Source organism: Cellulophaga tyrosinoxydans (assembly GCF_900176415.1).
Taxonomy (GTDB): Bacteria; Bacteroidota; Bacteroidia; order Flavobacteriales; family Flavobacteriaceae; genus Cellulophaga; species Cellulophaga tyrosinoxydans.
In genome coordinates, this window is the sequence record NZ_FWXO01000001.1 from 1,466,402 (window position 1) to 1,484,131 (window position 17,730).

A 17,730-nucleotide genomic window follows, 5' to 3' on the forward strand; every position below is an offset into this window, starting at 1 on the left:
TAAAAAAAGTCCCGTTCAGTGATGAACGGGACTTTTTTTATGAACTACATGAAAGCATGGAGCAGCCCACTTTATGCCGAGCCCATTCAGGTCGTTTGGCGAACCATTTTTCATGTTCAAGTTGTTCAGAATAAGGATTTTTTAATAAGGTATAAAACTCTTCAACTAAACTATAATCTTCAGCATCTGCTTTGTCAATAGCTAATTGTGCCATGTAATTGCGTAAAACATATTTAGGATTTACTGCATTCATTTTCTCCTTTCGTTCCTCGTCGGTTAAAACTTCTTTTTGTAATCTAATTAAATAAGCAGAAAACCAATCCATCCATTGGTCTAAAATAGCCCCCTCAAATTCATCAAACTGATAGAAGGCATCTTTTATTGTAGAAATAGCAACCTCATTCGTGTCCGTTTTATTTATGGAGCTTAATTTTCTAAAAAATATAGTCATGTCCGTTTCTGTCAGCTGCAATATTTCTTCTAATCTATTCAGTAATTCATTATCTGATTTTTCATTTAAAAACAGACCCACTTTAGATTTCATCATTTTTAAATACCTAATGGAGTATTCATTTTTATAATTTTCTAAAATCGCTTCTAAAGGCTCTGCTTCTTCAATTAAAGGATAAAGCGCATTTGCTAATTGATACAAATTCCATAAGCCAATATTAGCTTGATTGCCATATCTGTATCTTTTGTGCTGGTTGTCTGTGGTGTTAGGTGTCCACCCATCATCATACCCTTCTAACCAGCCATATGGGCCATAGTCAATGGTTAGGCCAAGAATAGACATATTATCCGTATTCATTACGCCATGTACAAAACCAACTCGTTGCCAGTGAATTAGCATGGTTAAGGTGCGATCGGCAACTTGCTTGAAAAAATTAATATATGATGTTTTATCATCTTCTTTTAAATCTTTAAAAAAGTGTCTTATGGTGTAGTTTACAAGAGTTTTTAAGGTAGTATAATCTTGCCTAGAGCTAAATATTTCGAAGTTTCCAAAACGTATAAAGGAGGGTGCTATTCTCGAAACAATGGCACCTTTTTCATAGGCAGGATTACCATTGTAAAGTACATCGCGTAAAACCTGATCCCCAGATAATGCAATAGAAAGAGCTCGTGTGGTGGGCACCCCTAAATGGTACATTGCCTCACTACATAAATATTCACGAATAGAAGATCGTAGAACCGCCAAGCCATCTGCAGTGCGAGAATAGGGTGTTTCTCCAGCTCCTTTTAATTGCATTGCCCAACGCTTTTGTTGGTGTACCAATTCTCCTAAATTAATAGCTCTCCCATCGCCCAATTGCCCTGCCCAATGACCAAATTGGTGTCCACCGTAGCACATGGCGTAGGGTTTTGAATTTTTTATAATTTCATTACCTGTAAAAATGGATAAGAATGAATTTGACTTTATATCCATTTCCGTAAAACCTAAAGTCAATGCCATTTCTTTAGAAACATGAATAAGCTTAGGATTCGCCGTTTTTTTTGGAGTAACTAATGAAAAACAAGATTCAAAAACTTGTCTGCGCGTATTTTCAAGAGTTGGATCTTGTCGCAGCTCATTATTGAATGTGTCGTTAAGAATAATATTCATGTTAACTAATTAAGGTTCTTTGTTTAGTCGTAAAAGAATATACAAAATTAAAGTAACTTGCCATTTTGAAAATTATAATGAAGAAAAAAACAATTTTTACAGTATTGACTATCATTTGTATAATTGGTTTTTGGTTGTTTGAAAACTTTTATACGCCTGCAACTTATACATCACCGGAGTTAAAAGCAAGTGCCACTGAAATACCTGAAGATTTTCTTCCAAGTTCCACCACAGGTGATGTTGTGCATCATAATTATTATTCGCTATCGTATAATGAAAAACACGAACAAGCAGAGTGGGTGGCTTATAATTTAGATAAATCTCAGCTTACTTATGATGATAGAAAAAGGCCTTACTTTATTGAAGATCCTAAAGTGAAAACTAAATCTGCAGATTGGAAAAATTATAAAGGTTCTGGATATGATAGGGGTCATTTATGCCCTGCAGGTGATCGAAGATTCTCTGAATACGCTTATAATGAAACATTTTATACTAGTAATATCAGCCCACAGAATCAAGAATTTAATGCGGGTATTTGGAATGACTTGGAAAAACAAGTGCGTTATTGGTGCAAAAAATACAACAACATAACAGTAATTACCGGTGGTGTGTTAGAGAATAATTTAAGAACTATTGGTGATGAAGATGTAAGTGTGCCAAATTATTTTTACAAGATTATTGCTCGTAAGGATGGTGATAAAATTAAATTGATTGGTTTTTTATTTGAAAACAAACCAAGAAATACAACATTAAAGGCACAAGTTGTTTCTATAGATGAAATTGAGCGTAGAACCCAAATAGATTTTTTTGAGAAGCTACCCGATAGTCTTGAAAATATGTTAGAAAGTTCAGTTAATACTGCGGGCTGGAAATTTTAAAAGCCTTCCTTTAAACGGTTGGAGTCCATTTTTAGAAAAATAAAAAGCAGTGCTGTAAAACCAAGTAGCCCAGAGCCACCGTAGCTAAAAAATGGAAGTGGTATTCCAATGGTTGGCAACACTCCAATCACCATTCCAATATTTATAAAATAATGCACTAGTAAAATGGATATTACCCCATATCCATACATTCTATTAAAAGCATTTTTTTGTCGTTCTGAAAGGTAAACAAGTCTTAATAATAAAATTGTAAATAAGATTATTACAGTTGTTGTTCCTATAAATCCCCATTCTTCACCAACAGTTGTGAAGATATAATCAGTATGTTGCTCGGGAACAAAATCTCCCTTAGTTCTAGTTCCTTCTAAAAAGCCTTTTCCAAAAAATCCTCCAGACTCAATAGCTTTTTCAGATTGATACGTATTATATCCAATAGTCTTTCTAATTTCTTCCAATTTTTCAGGATCTTTTTCAAGACTTAGCCATAGGCTAAACCGATCACGGTGTCGTTGTTCAAATACATTTTCAAATACAAAATTAACAGATAATGAAAATAATATAGTGATGATAAATACCCCAACAATAGGGATGATAGGAACTCTAAGTGATGGTTTTTTAAGCAATAAAAACATAGCAATTAATAGACCTAAGACAATTGCAATCCAAATGGTGCCAAACATTAGCGTGCAAACAAATACGAGAATAGTAAATAAACCTATAGCCAAATAAAATAAAGGGATGCCCTCTCTGAATAATACAAAAACAAGAGAAAAGTATACCAATGCACTTCCTGGATCTGGTTGAGGGATTACTAAAATTGCAGGAATTAATAAGATAAGAAAGGCAAATAATTGATCTTTATTTCTTTTAATATCAGTTTGTATATCACTTAAATATTTAGCAATGGCAAGTGCTGTGGCTACTTTAGTTAGCTCGGAAGGTTGTAGGTTAAAAAAACCTAAACTATACCATGAAGTTGCTCCAGCAATTGTGGTACCGAAAACAAAAAGGCCAAGCAAAAGAACTAATGAAACGGTATATATAATACTAGAAAAGCGTTCGAAAAAATTACTCTCTAAGGCGAGTATCACCAAAATTAAAATACAATTAATGCCAATGAATATTAATTGCTTTCCATAAATGGTTGAAAAGTCAAAAATATTTTTCTGTCCTTCGGAATACGTGCTGGAATAAATATTAATCCACCCAATCATTACTAAACAAATAAATATAAATATAGATAACCAGTCTAATCTACGTAATAACCCTTTACCACCCACGCTCGTTAATTATAAAAGGTTTACCACTAATTGCTTTGGCGTATTCTTTTTCTAGAGTTGTTGTTAGCATTTTTTTCTCCAAATCGGTTCTGGTGATTTCTCCTTTTAAATACTTTTCAATTAAAAGTGAAGCGATATGGCCTGCATATCTACCGCCAAAGTAACCATTTTCTATATATACGGCTAAAGCTATTTTAGGGTTGTCTACTGGAGCAAATGCAATAAAAACGGAATGGTCTGTAAGTTGCGTTCGTACGCCATTAATTTTCGTGAAATTTTCTACAGTACCGGTTTTTCCTGCTATTTCTATTCCCTCTACTTGAAGTCTAGCGGCTGTTCCTTTTACATATACATCGGCCATTCCCCGGATTACAGGTTCAAAATGACTTTTATCTATGGTGGTGTATTTAGGCTGTGTAAAAAGTGGATCGGTGATTTTTACCCCTTCAATTTCTTTTAAAATATGGGGTACTATATAATGACCTCGATTAGCAATAGCTGCGGTCATATTTGCTAATTGAATAGGAGTAACGAGTACTTCACCTTGCCCAATAGCATTAGATATAAAATAAGTAGGCGCCCATCTATCATCGCCATACATACGATCATAAGTGGCTTTGGTAGGGATTAAACCGCTTCTACCAGTAGGGATATCTGAACCTAAAAACTCTCCTAGTCCAAAACTTTTTACATGTTTGTCCCAAACATCTAGTCCTTCGTCAGTAGTTGGGTATTTTTCAAATATTTTTCTGAATGTTCCAGCAAAATAGGCATTACATGATTTGTAGATTCCAATATTTAGGTCTCGTAATCCACCACCACAATGACATCCTCTTTTCTTTTTTCCTACATAAAAGCCATTAAAGCATTGTATTTTGGTGTCTGGTGTTATTACATTTTCTTGAAGTGCAACCAGTGCATTTATTGTTTTAAAAGGTGATCCGGGAGAAGTTTGAGCTAAAACAGATCTATCATATGTAGGTTGTGCAATAGAATCATTATATAGTTTGGTGTAATTTTTAGAACGCTCACGACCTACGAGTAATGCTGGATCATACGATGGTCCTGAAATCATGGCTAAGATTTCACCAGTTGCAGGCTCTATGGCAACTATACCACCACGTTTTCCTTGCATTAAAAGTTCACCGTATTCCTGTAATTTTTTGTCGAGGGTTATTTTTATTTCTTTTCCTTGCTCTGGTAAAGTATCAAAAATTCCATTTTTAAAAGGTCCAATATCTCTATTAAATCTATCTTTTTGAATGTACTTAACGCCTTTTCTTCCGCGTAAGAGAACTTCGTATTGTTTTTCAATACCTGTTCTTCCTTTTAATTCACCTTGTTTGTAGTATGAGTTTTCCGTTAATTCATAATCGTTTACCTCCGATATAAAACCAAATACATTTGCGCCACTATTGGTGTCATAATACCTTAAAGATCTTTTTTGAATATAAAAACCAGGATATTTGCGCATCTTTTCTTGTAATCGAGCATAGTCTGTTTTTGAAAGTTGCGGCACCACAACAGACGGCAGCCTAGGAGAATAGGTTCTAGCTTTATTTAATTGTTTTAATAATAAAGGTTTGTCTATTCCCAGTAATTCGCAAAATTCTAAAGTGTCTAGAGTTTTTACTTCTCTCGGAATTACCATTACATCATAGGCAGGCTGGTTGGCTACAAGTAGCTCTCCATTTCTATCGTATATGTAACCTCGTTCAGGATAATCATATATTGCTTTAATTGCGGTGTCTTCAAAAATTTCATTTGAAGAATGACGAAAAATTTGCAAATAAGATAACCTCCCAACAAAAGTTAGGGCTATGATAATTATTATTGATGATAAAAGTATTTTTTTCATTTATAATGAAAAGGGTAAAATTCTGGGCAAAGGAAATAAAATTAGCAACCATTACTGCTGCTTATTTTATAATTTATTCTTTTTTAACACTAAAAAGAGAGCTAAGTAAAATACATAAAATTAGTGATGCTAAACTAACCGCAAGTATTTTCTTTAAAATTAAAAGAAAATTTTCAAAACTAAAAACTTCTAAAATAAAGAAAACCGTATGGTGAATAATAATCAATAAAGCTATATACGTAATTTGTTGTATTCTTGGTACACTTGCTAGTTTAAAAGATTGAAATTCGTAATTAACACCAAAGCAAAAACGCATAATTGCGGGCCTCAAATAAGCAATGGTAACTGTAGATGCAGCATGAATACCGAGAGTGTCTGAGAATATATCTATTATAAAACCTAATAGAAAACTCACAATAATAAATGCTGCTCTGTTCTGTTTTATTGGATACCAATACAAAAATAGAATATATATCATTGGATTAATAAAGCCAAGAAAACCAATTTTATTGCATAGTAATACTTGCACTAAAGCTAATAGTACAAATCGCAATATATTTATGAAATAATACTTACTGGCCATTAGGTTTTTGCGATTCTAAAAGTTCTATTTCGGCTCTGTCTTTATTATGTACTAGATAAACGTTTTTTATATTAGACATATCATTAAAAAGTGCAATGTCTATACTATAAGAGCTTTTAGATACATCTAAATTCCAGCCTTTTATAGTTCCAATAGGAATGTTTTCTGGAAAAATACTAGATGCTGCCCCAGTCAAAATGGTATCACCTACTTTTACAGGAATTCTCCTAGGGATATCTATTAACTGTACCGTATTATAATCTTTTGTATTCCAAACTAGAGAGCCAAAATTATCGGTGTTCTTAATTTTGGCATTTAGGTTAGACTTACGATTTAGAATACTTTGAACCTGAGAAAAGTTTTGGCTTGTATTTTCTACAATTCCAAGAATTCCATCTGGTGTAATAACGCCCATATCTTGAATTACGCCATCTTTAGAACCTTTGTTAATGGTAATGTAATTATCAAGATTGGAATAGCTGTTCTTAATTATACGCGCAGCAATAATTTTATAAGTAATTAGGGTAGAATCAAATTTTGTAGAGTCAATTTGTACTTCTTGGTTGTATTCTTTGTTAAATAGAATACTGCGCAAACGCATATTTTCCTGTACTAACTTTTGATTTTCTTTTTCTAAATTAAAGTACGTAGTAACATTATTCGAAGCATTATACACCCCACCGCTAATGCTATTAGCCGAATTGAAAAATTTGGACTGATGATATGAATGCGATCTAATGGTTAATGCAATCGAAATAAATAATAGGAATAAATAAAGAAGTAGATTTTTATTCCGAAATATAAAATTTATAATCTGTTGCATCCACTTTTATTATTTTCTGTTGCCTTACTAAGTGCAGCAACTAAATTATTAGAATAAAATTAGTTGCTGCACTATTTGGCTTTCCGTTATTTTATTAAAATACTCTTATAACGTTCTAAATTTTTTAGTGCAATACCAGTACCACGCACAACTGCTCTAAGTGGGTCTTCGGCAATGTAAACAGGTAAATCTGTTTTTTGAGATAATCTTCTGTCCAATCCTCTTAACATAGAGCCTCCACCAGCTAAATAAATACCAGTGTTATAAATATCTGCAGCTAATTCTGGCGGTGTTTGCGATAAGGTTTCCATTACAGCATCTTCAACACGCAAAATAGATTTATCCAAAGCTTTAGCAATTTCTCTAAAAGAAATTTGTACTTGTTTTGGTTTTCCAGTTAATAAATCTCTTCCTTGAACAGACATATCATCCGGTGGAGTTTGTAAATCTTCCGTGGCTGAACCTATAGTAATTTTTATATTTTCTGCGGTACTTTCACCTACGTACAAGTTATGTTGTGTACGCATATAATAAATGATATCATTAGTAAAAACGTCACCTGCAATTTTTACGGATTTGTCACAAACAATACCTCCAAGTGCAATTACAGCAATTTCAGTAGTACCACCACCTATATCCACAATCATATTTCCTTTTGGCTGCATAATATCCAATCCTATACCAATTGCTGCTGCCATTGGTTCGTGAATTAAATATACTTCTTTACCATTTACACGCTCAGCAGATTCTTTTACAGCACGCATTTCTACCTCAGTAATACCAGAAGGAATACAAATTACCATTCTAAGTGCTGGAGGAAACCATTTTTTCTTAAGTGCAGGAATGTTTTTAATAAACATGTTGATCATCTTTTCTGATGCATCAAAATCTGCAATTACGCCATCTTTTAATGGACGTATGGTTTTTATATTTTCGTGGGTTTTTCCTTGCATCATATTGGCTTCTTTGCCAACGGCAATTATTTTACCACTAATTCTATCTCTGGCAACAATAGATGGACTATCCACTACGACTTTATCGTTATGAATAATAAGAGTATTAGCTGTTCCTAAGTCAATTGCTATTTCCTCTGTCAAGAAATCAAAAAATCCCATTTTTAATTATTTGGTGTGTGGACTAAATGTAAGTTTTATCGATGAAAGTAACAAAATTAATGTTTAAAATGACGTGTGCCAGTCATTACCATAGAAATTCCATTATTATTACAATAATCAACACTTAAATCGTCTTTTATAGAACCACCAGGCTGAATTACGCTAGAAATACCACTTTTGTGTGCAATTTCTACGCAATCCGGAAATGGAAAAAATGCATCACTCGCCATTACTGCTCCATTTAAATCAAATTTAAATGATTGAGCTTTATGTATGGCTTGGTTTAAAGCATCTACTCGTGAAGTTTGTCCTGTTCCACTTGCACATAACTGTTTGTTTTTTGCTAAAACAATTGTGTTAGACTTAGTGTGCTTACATAATTTAGAAGCAAATATTAAGTCTTCAATCTCTTGAGCTGTTGGGGCGGTTTTAGTTGCTGTTTTTAAATCTGATTTTGCATCAGTAATAAAATCTTTGTCTTGAACTAAAACCCCATTTAAACAAGTGCGAACCAATGTTTCTGGTAAGGCAACATTATTTTGTACTAGAATAATTCTATTTTTTTTGCCTTGTAATATTTCCAAAGCATCTTCGGCGTAGCTTGGAGCTATCACCACTTCGCAGAATAATTCGTGGATTTCTTCGGCAGTTGCCTTGTCTATTTCTTTATTGCTTATTAAAACACCACCAAATGCTGATACTGGATCTCCAGCAAGTGCATCTACATACGCTTGGTGTAAAGTGCTTCTCGAGGCTAATCCACAGGCGTTATTATGTTTTAAGATGGCGAAAGTAGGCTCGTCATTTTTAAATTCGGACATTAAATTTACAGCAGCATCTACATCTAATAAATTGTTATAAGACAATTCTTTACCATGTAATTTTTTGAACATTGCATCAAAATCGCCAAAGAAATACCCTTTTTGATGTGGATTTTCTCCATAACGCAACACTTGTCCGTTGGTTTCGCTAATTTTTAAAACCGTTTCTTGTTTGTCTTTGTTAAAGTAATTGAATATTGCTGTATCGTAGTGCGAAGAAACATTGAATGATTTTGCTGCAAAGCGCTTACGATCTTCAATAGTTGTAGTTCCGTTATTTGCTGAAATTAACTCTAAAACTTCGGCATAATCTTCCATAGAAGAAACACAAAGAACATCTTTAAAATTTTTAGCCGCCGCTCTAATTAATGAAATACCACCTATATCTATTTTTTCAATGATATCTTGTTCAGAAGCGCCACTTGCTACGGTTTTTTCAAAAGGATATAAATCTACGATGACGATATCAATTTGAGGAATCTCAAATTCTACCAATTGTTTTTGATCACTCTCATTATCTTGGCGATTTAAAATCCCTCCAAAAACTTTTGGATGTAATGTTTTTACACGCCCGCCTAAAATAGATGGGTAGCTAGTTACATCTTCAACAGGAACTACATCAATCCCTAAATCTTTTACAAATTTTTCAGTACCACCGGTAGAATAAATGGTGATGCCAAGTTCTTGAAATTTTCTTACAATTGGTTCTAATCCGTCTTTGTGAAATACAGAAATTAATGCTGATGTAGCTTTTTTAGTGGTGCTCATTTTTAGGTGCTTATGATTAAAGATTTTAAGCACACAAAAGTAATTTTTTTGAATTTAAAAAAACACCGATGTTATCAACAAATACGCTAAAGTTTTAAAGAATTTTGGCGATTTCAGCATTTACAAATTCTAAAAAGCGTTCATCGGCTTTGGTAAATGGGTCTGGTGTGTTCGAATCAATGTCTATTTGACCAATATTTTCACCATTTACAAAAAGAGGAATTACAATTTCAGCTTTCACAGTAATGCTACAGGCTATGTAATTATCTTGTGCTTTTACATCTGGCACAACAAAATTTTGATTGCTGACAGCTACTTGTCCGCATATTCCTTTTCCAAATGGTATAATGGTATGATCTGTAGGTTCGCCGGCATATGGGCCAAGTTTAAGTTCATTTTTATCACCATTTTTAAAATAAAATCCTACCCAATCATAGTGCTTTACATTAGCTTTTAAAAGGTCACAGGTTTCTTGTAAACGCGTATCTGTAGATTTAGATGCGTCTTTTAAAATGGAAATAACTTCTTTTTTTAAGGAATCAAATTGCATGCTTGTGATGTTAATTTTAGAATTCAAAAGTCGAACATTTTAAGTAAATATTACAAATAAAATGACCTAAATAAAAGTTAATAACGAGTGAGTTTTTGTCAAGTAATTTTAATATTTCGTAAATTTGCATTCATGAAAAAAATGTTTCATAAAATAAGCGCAACCAGTTTAGCACTATTGCTATTGGTAATTACTACTTCTTGGAAAGTAGAAAAGCATTATTGTATGGGTCATTTAATAGATGTTGCTTTTTTTGTACCTGCAGAAACTTGTGGTATGGATATGTCGACAGCTGATAATGAAAATGATGATGAAGTCATTCAAAATTCATGTTGCGACGAAACAATTATTGCAGTTGAAGGTCAGAATGATGTAAAACCTTCTATTCATGATGTCAATTTAGAGCAGCAAATCTTTTTAGCTGCATATACGTATACTTATTTAAGTTTGTTTGAGCCTTTGGCTTTTGAAAACTTACCTCATGAATATTACTTGCCACCAGATATCGTCAAAGACATTCAGTTACTTGACGCAGTCTTCTTAATTTGATTTTTTTAGTTTTAATAGCATTCATAAGCCTATAAAGGCTATAGTACGTTGACATAAACTAAGAAAATATAACAATGAAAAATACCTATATTGTAACTGGCATGACCTGTAATGGCTGTGTTTCATCAGTTACAGAAAAAATATCAAAATTAGACGGGGTTGTATCTGTTGAAGTAAATTTGGAGAATAAGGAGGCAATAATTGACTCTAATCATCAGATAAACACTTTAATTTTACAAGAAGCCTTACGTCCTAAGTATACTATCACGAAAAAGAAAACTGCGCAGAAAGAGCCACTTTACTTGGAAGATAGTTTTACTGATAATAAATCTAAAATAGAACAATTAAAGCCACTTTTTTTAATTCTGTTTTATCTTTTTTCAAGCGCAATTTTACTCCATTACAAGGCTTGGGATATAAAAGAAGCCATGCTAGATTTTATGGGCATGTTTTATATTGTCTTTAGCTTTTTTAAATTTTTAGATTTAAAAGGTTTTCCAGACAGTTTTAGAATGTATGATCCATTAGCGAAAGCACTACCTTTTTATGGATGGATTTATCCTTTTATAGAAACAGTATTGGGACTTATGTTTTTAATGCGTATTCAAATTCCTATTGCCTTAATTGTAACTATTATTATATTAGGAATAACAACGATTGGAGTTACAAGAACACTTTTAGACAAAAAATCTATCCGATGTGCTTGTTTAGGAACGGCATTAAAATTACCAATGACCGAAGCTACATTTATTGAGAATGCTATAATGCTAGTTATGGCTGGTACTATGTTAATTCAAATTCTTCTGTAGATGATGGCTAAAATGAAATTAGTATTGTTTAGCATTGTTTTTGGCGGATTATTCGCTACATATGCTCAGGAAAAAGTGGAAGGAATGGTTATGGAAGCAAATAGCGAGAATAAGCATATAGGGCTTCCAGGTGCTAGTGTATATTGGATGAATTCACAAATTGGGGTAATCACTAATGAAGAAGGATTGTTTTCTATACCTTTTAAAAAAGAGTACAATAAATTAATTATAAGTTATGTCGGGTTTGAGTCAGACACATTAACGATTATGACGCCAAAAATGGTGCATCATACGTTAAAACCTTCCAATGAACTTAATGAGGTGGTGGTTGAGCAAAAACGTGATGCCGTACAGAAAACCTATTTTAGTTCGCAGAATGTGGTGACTATAAATAGTGCTGAGTTATTAAAAGCCGCTTGTTGTAATCTATCAGAAAGTTTTGAAACTAATCCGGCAATTGATGTAAATTTTTCTGATGCATTAACTGGCACAAAACAAATTCAAATGTTAGGACTTACAAGTCCGTATTTGTTAATCACACAAGAGAATATTCCGAGTGTTCGTGGAGCGTCACAGGCATATGGATTGACTTTTACGCCAGGAACTTGGGTAGAGAGCATACAAATTACTAAAGGAGCCGGAAGTGTAGTAAATGGTTATGAGAGTATTTCTGGACAGATAAATACCGAGTTAGTAAAACCTTTAACGGATAAAGCCGTTTTTGTAAATGGTTATGCCAACCAGAATGGCCGGTATGAACTAAATACGCACTTCAATAAAAAACTGACGGATAAATGGAGTACAGGATTGTATATTCATGGCAATAAACGTTCGCAAAAAGAAGATGCAAATGATGATAGTTTTTTAGATGCTCCAATTTCTGATCAGATAAATGTCATGAATCGTTGGCAATATCAAGATGCAGAAAAAGGATGGGTTAGTTTTTTTAATGTCCGTTTTTTAAATGAAGAAAAACAAGTTGGAGAAACTATTTTTAATCCTGAACTTGATAAACTTACTACAAATGCTTGGGGTAGTGAAATAGACACACGACGATTTGATACTTCATTGAAACTGGGTTATGTTTTTCCTGAATTACCTTTTCAAAGTCTAGGTTTTCAAACGTCATATAGTTATCATAATCAAGATTCATATTTTGGTTTAAGAACCTATAATATTGAGCATGAAAGTGTGTACACTAATTTTTTATTCAATTCCATAATTGGCGATACTCAAAATAAGTTTAAAACAGGAGTTACTTTCGCGTATGATGGGTACGATGAATTAGTGAATAATATAGATTATTCTAGAACAGATGCATCTATCGGTGCTTTCTTTGAGTATAATTACGATAACTTAGAGAAGGTGAATCTAACGGCAGGTATTCGAGTAGATAATCATAACAGGTTAGGAACATTTATAACTCCTAGATTTCATATTCGGTATACGCCATGGGAAAAAGCAAGTTTAAGGGGTTCGTTTGGTAGAGGTAAACGAGCAGCTAATATTTTTGCAGAAAATCAACAACTATTTGGTTCTTCTCGTGAGATTAAAATTTCTAATACTGGTGGAAATATTTATGGTTTAGACCCTGAAGATGCATGGAATTACGGAGTGAGTTTTTTACAAGGTTTTACATTCTTGGATCGACCAGGAAATTTTACGGTAGATTTCTATAAAACAGATTTTAAAAATCAGATTGTTGTAGATTGGGAAAACCCTCAAGAAATAGCTTTTTATAACCTAGAAGGTAAAAGTTACGCTAGTAGTTTTCAAGTTGAGGTGAATCATGAACTATTAAAGAACTTAGAGGTGCGTACGGCGTATAAGTATTATGATGTGCGAACAGATTATAAAAGTGGTTCATTACAAAAACCTATACAAGCTCAACATAGATATTTTGTAAATTTAGGGTATCAAACTCCAGCTAAAGAAAATGGTTCGCAGTGGAAATTTGATTATACTTTACATGCATTAGGTAAACAACGTATACCTAGTACTGCGTCATATACAGCACAATACCAATTGCCTGATTATGCTGAACCATATAGTTTAATGAATGCGCAAATTACAAAAGTGTTTAATAGCAGTTTTGAAGTATATTTAGGAGGTGAAAACTTAACAAATTATACTCAAAATAATGCTGTTTTGGGAGCGGATAATCCTTTTGGCGCAAATTTTGATACTAGTATTGTCTATGCGCCTATTATGGGCAGAATGTTTTTTGCCGGATTTAGATTTAAAATTTAAAAGCGCAAGTTGCGAATTGATTATAAAAATTGAAAAGTAGAAGTAGAAAAAGTAATTAACTAAAATAGAAAAGAATGAAAAAAATAGTTTTAATCACATGTATGGCTTTGTTTACCATGGTAGCATTTGCCCAAGAAAAAAACAAAAATATGAAATTTGATGTCAACGGCAAGTGTGGCATGTGTAAAGAACGAATAGAAAAGGCAGCTTTAGGTGTAAAGGGTGTAAAATTTGCCTCTTGGGATATTCCTTCACACCAATTATCCGTAATTATGGATGAACGCAAAACAGATGCCATGAAAATAAAAACTGCAATTGTTGCAGTAGGTCATGATACTAAAGAGTTAAAAGCTACTGAAGAGGCATATAATAGTGTGCATCCTTGTTGTAAATACAGAGAAGATAATTCTGATGATGGAATGAATCATTAAAATTTATCGTAAAATAATAGAAGGCCATTTTTTGTCATAAAAAATGGCTTTTTTTGTTGATATTTAGTGTGCTTAAAAAACTAAACTAACCTTAACTATGAAACCTATTTTAGTATTCCTTTCTGTCTTTTTTGTTATTAGTATTTATTCGCAAAATCAGACAAGTCTACAAGTTATTGAAAGTAAACCTTTTCATGATTCTGTGGAGGCTCCCGATGTTGTAGCTATGCAAACAAATGATAATGGCGACACCGGTGTAATTAGATTTAACACAAGACAAATGCTTTTTGATGTCTTTAATGCGTCATTAGAAAGAATAAGTAATGCAATAATCGACATTGAACGAAAGGAAGAATTTAGGGCTTCACTCTATTTTGAGAACCAGATAAAAGTAATTACGTTGTACGCTCCATCTAGTAAAGAGCGTGTAGTTTATTGCTACACATTCAATATTAATACTAAGTCCTATACTAAAAAGCAACTTTTTCAAAAAACGTTGGAAAGTAATGCGGCTTTATTTTCAGGTGCAAATAAACGTCAAACAAATTTTGCACAATCCCCAAATGGGAAATATCTGGCAATGACAACAGATAATATTAAAAAGAAAAGTAATTCTTATACGATTCATCTTTTTGATGCTAATACCTTAGAAGTAGTTTTTGAACAATCGTATCAAGAACATATTGAGAAATATTTTGAGCTCAATGATTTGGCAGTGGATAATGATGCTAATGTTTTTGTTTTGGGCAAACTTTTTATGGAAGGAAGAAAAAATAAAATTGATAATAAGGCGAATTATGAATTTGTGCTAAATAAGGTAAATACCTCAAAGATTGATGTGCAGAGTATTGCCTTAGATCAGGAACAAATAAAATCATTGACAATAAGTTTTAAAAACCATAAACTACATCTCTTAGGATTTTATTCTGAGCGTAATGTAAACAAGATAAAAGGAGGGTGTGATTTTCAAGTAAATCCGAATACACTTGTGGTTGAAAACAAACAATTATCGCAATTACCGATCGCTGTTTTTGAGGACATATTTGGTGAAGATAATGCAGAAGATAAAAAGGATAAAGAGTTGAGTAATTACTTTGTGGATTATACTATAGAAGACGCTAATGGCAATACTTATTTGTTGGCAGAAGAATTTTTTATTTCTACCACTTATGTGAGTAATGGACAATTTGGTGGATATACAACAACAACGCCACATTATAATAATATACTTATATTAAAGTTAAATGCATCTGGAACATTAGAATGGGGGAGAAGTGTATTTAAAAAAGCAAATGCACCATCGTACAATGCTTTTTTAAAAGAAAACCAATTGCATGTTGTATTAAATTCTGGTAAAAATTTAAAAGATAAAGAAGATGGTAGAGTAAAGGTTTCAAAAGGAATTTTTGAATCTTCTGCATTGTATGATTTTGCATATTCGGAAAACGGTGAAGTAACCTATACTAAAATTCAGGATAACAAAGGCGCTAATTTTTACCAACCAGCTTATGGTACCTATAAGAATAATCAGTTTATTATGATTAATACCAGAGGTTCAGAGAAAAGTTTAATGATCTTGAAATAATATATAGGTATTTCAGGACGAGACATACCATGTAAATAAAAAGCCCACTTTGGTTCAACCAAAGTGGGCTTTTAAATTATTATGTTATGGTCTAACCACTACATCATTCCTGGCATACCGCCACCCATTGGTGGGCCAGCAGGAGCATCTTCTTTAATATCAATTAAAGCACATTCTGTAGTTAAGATCATTCCCGCAACAGACGCAGCATTTTCCAATGCAACTCTTGTTACTTTCTTAGGATCAATAATACCTGCTTTCATCATATCTGTGTAAACTTCAGATTTAGCATCGTAACCAAAATCTCCTTTACCTTCTAAAACTTTAGAAACTACAACAGAACCTTCACCACCAGCATTTTCAACAATAGTTCTTAAAGGTGCTTCAATAGCTCTAGCAACAATTTGCATTCCTGTTTCTTCATCAGCATTTTCAGCTTTTAATTTAGCAAGAACAGCTTTTGCACGAACAAGTGCAACACCACCACCAGCAACAATACCTTCTTCTACAGCAGCTCTAGTTGCGTGTAAGGCATCATCAACTCTGTCTTTTTTCTCTTTCATTTCTACTTCAGAAGCAGCTCCAACGTAAAGTACAGCAACACCACCAGAAAGTTTAGCTAAACGCTCTTGTAACTTTTCTTTATCGTAATCCGATGTAGTCGATTCTATTTGCGCCTTTATTTGGTTAACTCTTCCTTTAATATCTTTAGCTACACCAGAACCATTTACGATAGTAGTGTTGTCTTTATCAATAGAAATTTTTTCGCAAGTACCTAATAAATCTAAAGAAGCATTTTCAAGAGAGAAACCTCTTTCTTCAGAAATAACAGTACCACCAGTTAAGATAGCAATATCTTCAAGCATAGCTTTTCTTCTATCACCAAAACCAGGAGCTTTCACTGCAGCGATTTTTAAGGAACCTCTTAATTTGTTAACTACCAAAGTTGCTAATGCTTCACCATCAACATCTTCTGCAATAATTAAAAGTGGTTTTCCTGATTGAGCAACAGGCTCAAGAACAGGAAGAATATCTTTCATTGAAGATATTTTCTTGTCAAATAATAAAATATAAGGATTGTCTAATTCAGAAACCATTTTTTCTGAATCGGTTACAAAATAAGGAGAAAGGTATCCTCTGTCAAATTGCATTCCTTCAACAACATCTACATAAGTATCAGTTCCTTTAGCTTCCTCAACGGTAATTACTCCTTCTTTGCCTACTTTGCCAAATGCCTGAGCGATTAATTCACCAATTGTCTCGTCATTATTAGCAGAAATAGAGGCAACTTGTTTTATTTTGTCTGAAGAATCACCAACTTTCTTAGCTTGTTTTGTAAGGTCTGCAACAATTGCCTCAACAGCCTTGTCAATACCTCTTTTCAAATCCATTGGATTTGCACCAGCAGCTACGTTTTTTAAACCTTCTTTTACTATAGCTTGCGCTAAAACAGTAGCGGTAGTTGTACCATCTCCTGCTAAATCATTGGTTTTAGAAGCAACTTCTTTAACCATTTGCGCGCCCATATTTTCAAGTGGGTCTAATAATTCTATTTCTTTTGCAACAGTAACACCATCTTTAGTTACTACTGGAGCACCAAAAGATTTGCTAATTATTACGTTTCTACCTTTTGGTCCAAGGGTTACTTTTACTGCATTTGCTAATGCATCAACGCCTCTTTTTAAACCGTCACGTGCATCTATATCAAATTTAATATCTTTTGCCATTTTTGTATTTTATTTTAGTCATTCCCAAAGAGTTGGGAAATAAATTCATCTTATAATTTTATTTTAAAGATTTCCGTTTTCACAGAAATAACAGAAAATT

At 33.1% G+C, this 17,730-nt stretch carries 15 protein-coding genes; 6 read left to right on the plus strand and 9 right to left on the minus strand.

Annotated elements, in window-relative coordinates:
- Positions 1-37: 37 nt before the first annotated feature.
- Entirely contained in the window at positions 38-1,603 is a 1,566-nt protein-coding gene (locus tag B8963_RS06585; RefSeq protein WP_084060598.1) for a protein adenylyltransferase SelO, read from the minus strand.
- A 77-nt stretch (positions 1,604-1,680) separates the two neighbouring features.
- Between B8963_RS06585 and B8963_RS06590 the strand changes: the two genes are divergently transcribed.
- Complete coding sequence (locus tag B8963_RS06590; protein WP_084060599.1) at positions 1,681-2,481, plus strand: DNA/RNA non-specific endonuclease; 801 nt, start codon at positions 1,681-1,683, stop codon at positions 2,479-2,481.
- Here the strand turns inward: B8963_RS06590 and rodA are convergent.
- The 7 genes from rodA to B8963_RS06625 all read right to left on the minus strand — a co-directional run bounded on the left by rodA (position 2,478) and on the right by B8963_RS06625 (position 10,279).
- Positions 2,478-3,761, minus strand: a complete 1,284-nt coding sequence (rodA, locus tag B8963_RS06595; protein ID WP_084060600.1) for a rod shape-determining protein RodA — start codon at positions 3,759-3,761, stop codon at positions 2,478-2,480. The two genes, B8963_RS06590 and rodA, sit on opposite strands and share 4 nt — an antisense overlap.
- Entirely contained in the window at positions 3,751-5,619 is a 1,869-nt protein-coding gene (locus tag B8963_RS06600; protein ID WP_084060601.1) for a peptidoglycan D,D-transpeptidase FtsI family protein, read from the minus strand. Before B8963_RS06600 ends, rodA begins: the two co-directional genes overlap by 11 nt.
- 73 nt (positions 5,620-5,692) lie before the next feature.
- Entirely contained in the window at positions 5,693-6,202 is a 510-nt protein-coding gene (gene mreD / locus B8963_RS06605; protein WP_084060602.1) for a rod shape-determining protein MreD, read from the minus strand.
- Entirely contained in the window at positions 6,192-7,025 is an 834-nt protein-coding gene (gene mreC / locus B8963_RS06610) for a rod shape-determining protein MreC (RefSeq protein ID WP_084060603.1), read from the minus strand. Before mreC ends, mreD begins: the two co-directional genes overlap by 11 nt.
- Before the next feature lie 86 nt (positions 7,026-7,111).
- A complete protein-coding gene (locus B8963_RS06615) occupies positions 7,112-8,140 on the minus strand; it encodes a rod shape-determining protein (RefSeq protein ID WP_084060604.1) in 1,029 nt (342 codons plus the stop codon).
- 56 nt (positions 8,141-8,196) lie between these two features.
- Positions 8,197-9,729, minus strand: coding sequence for a bifunctional phosphoribosylaminoimidazolecarboxamide formyltransferase/IMP cyclohydrolase (gene purH, locus B8963_RS06620; RefSeq protein WP_084060605.1), 1,533 nt, complete (start codon positions 9,727-9,729; stop codon positions 8,197-8,199).
- A 94-nt stretch (positions 9,730-9,823) separates the two neighbouring features.
- On the minus strand, positions 9,824-10,279 hold the full coding sequence (locus B8963_RS06625; protein WP_084060606.1) for a GAF domain-containing protein: 456 nt from the start codon (positions 10,277-10,279) through the stop codon (positions 9,824-9,826).
- Between the two features lie 132 nt (positions 10,280-10,411).
- On the opposite strand from B8963_RS06625, the gene B8963_RS06630 reads away from it, so the two are divergent.
- From B8963_RS06630 to B8963_RS06650, 5 genes are all read left to right on the plus strand, one after another.
- Positions 10,412-10,828 (plus strand): HYC_CC_PP family protein, encoded by a 417-nt coding sequence (locus tag B8963_RS06630; protein WP_084060607.1) that lies wholly within the window; start codon positions 10,412-10,414, stop codon positions 10,826-10,828.
- 74 nt (positions 10,829-10,902) lie between these two features.
- Positions 10,903-11,637 carry a heavy-metal-associated domain-containing protein gene (locus B8963_RS06635; protein WP_084060608.1) on the plus strand — a complete coding sequence of 245 codons (735 nt, stop codon included), beginning with the start codon at positions 10,903-10,905 and terminating at the stop codon, positions 11,635-11,637.
- 12 nt (positions 11,638-11,649) lie between these two features.
- On the plus strand, positions 11,650-13,887 hold the full coding sequence (locus B8963_RS06640) for a TonB-dependent receptor (RefSeq protein WP_234989617.1): 2,238 nt from the start codon (positions 11,650-11,652) through the stop codon (positions 13,885-13,887).
- 74 nt (positions 13,888-13,961) lie between these two features.
- A complete protein-coding gene (locus tag B8963_RS06645; protein ID WP_084060609.1) occupies positions 13,962-14,318 on the plus strand; it encodes a heavy-metal-associated domain-containing protein in 357 nt (118 codons plus the stop codon).
- 97 nt (positions 14,319-14,415) lie between these two features.
- On the plus strand, positions 14,416-15,903 hold the full coding sequence (locus tag B8963_RS06650; protein ID WP_084060610.1) for a hypothetical protein: 1,488 nt from the start codon (positions 14,416-14,418) through the stop codon (positions 15,901-15,903).
- Positions 15,904-16,001: 98 nt separating this feature from the next.
- Here B8963_RS06650 and groL read toward each other — a convergent pair whose 3' ends face one another.
- Complete coding sequence (gene groL, locus B8963_RS06655) at positions 16,002-17,630, minus strand: chaperonin GroEL (protein ID WP_084060611.1); 1,629 nt, start codon at positions 17,628-17,630, stop codon at positions 16,002-16,004.
- Positions 17,631-17,730 lie beyond the last annotated feature (100 nt).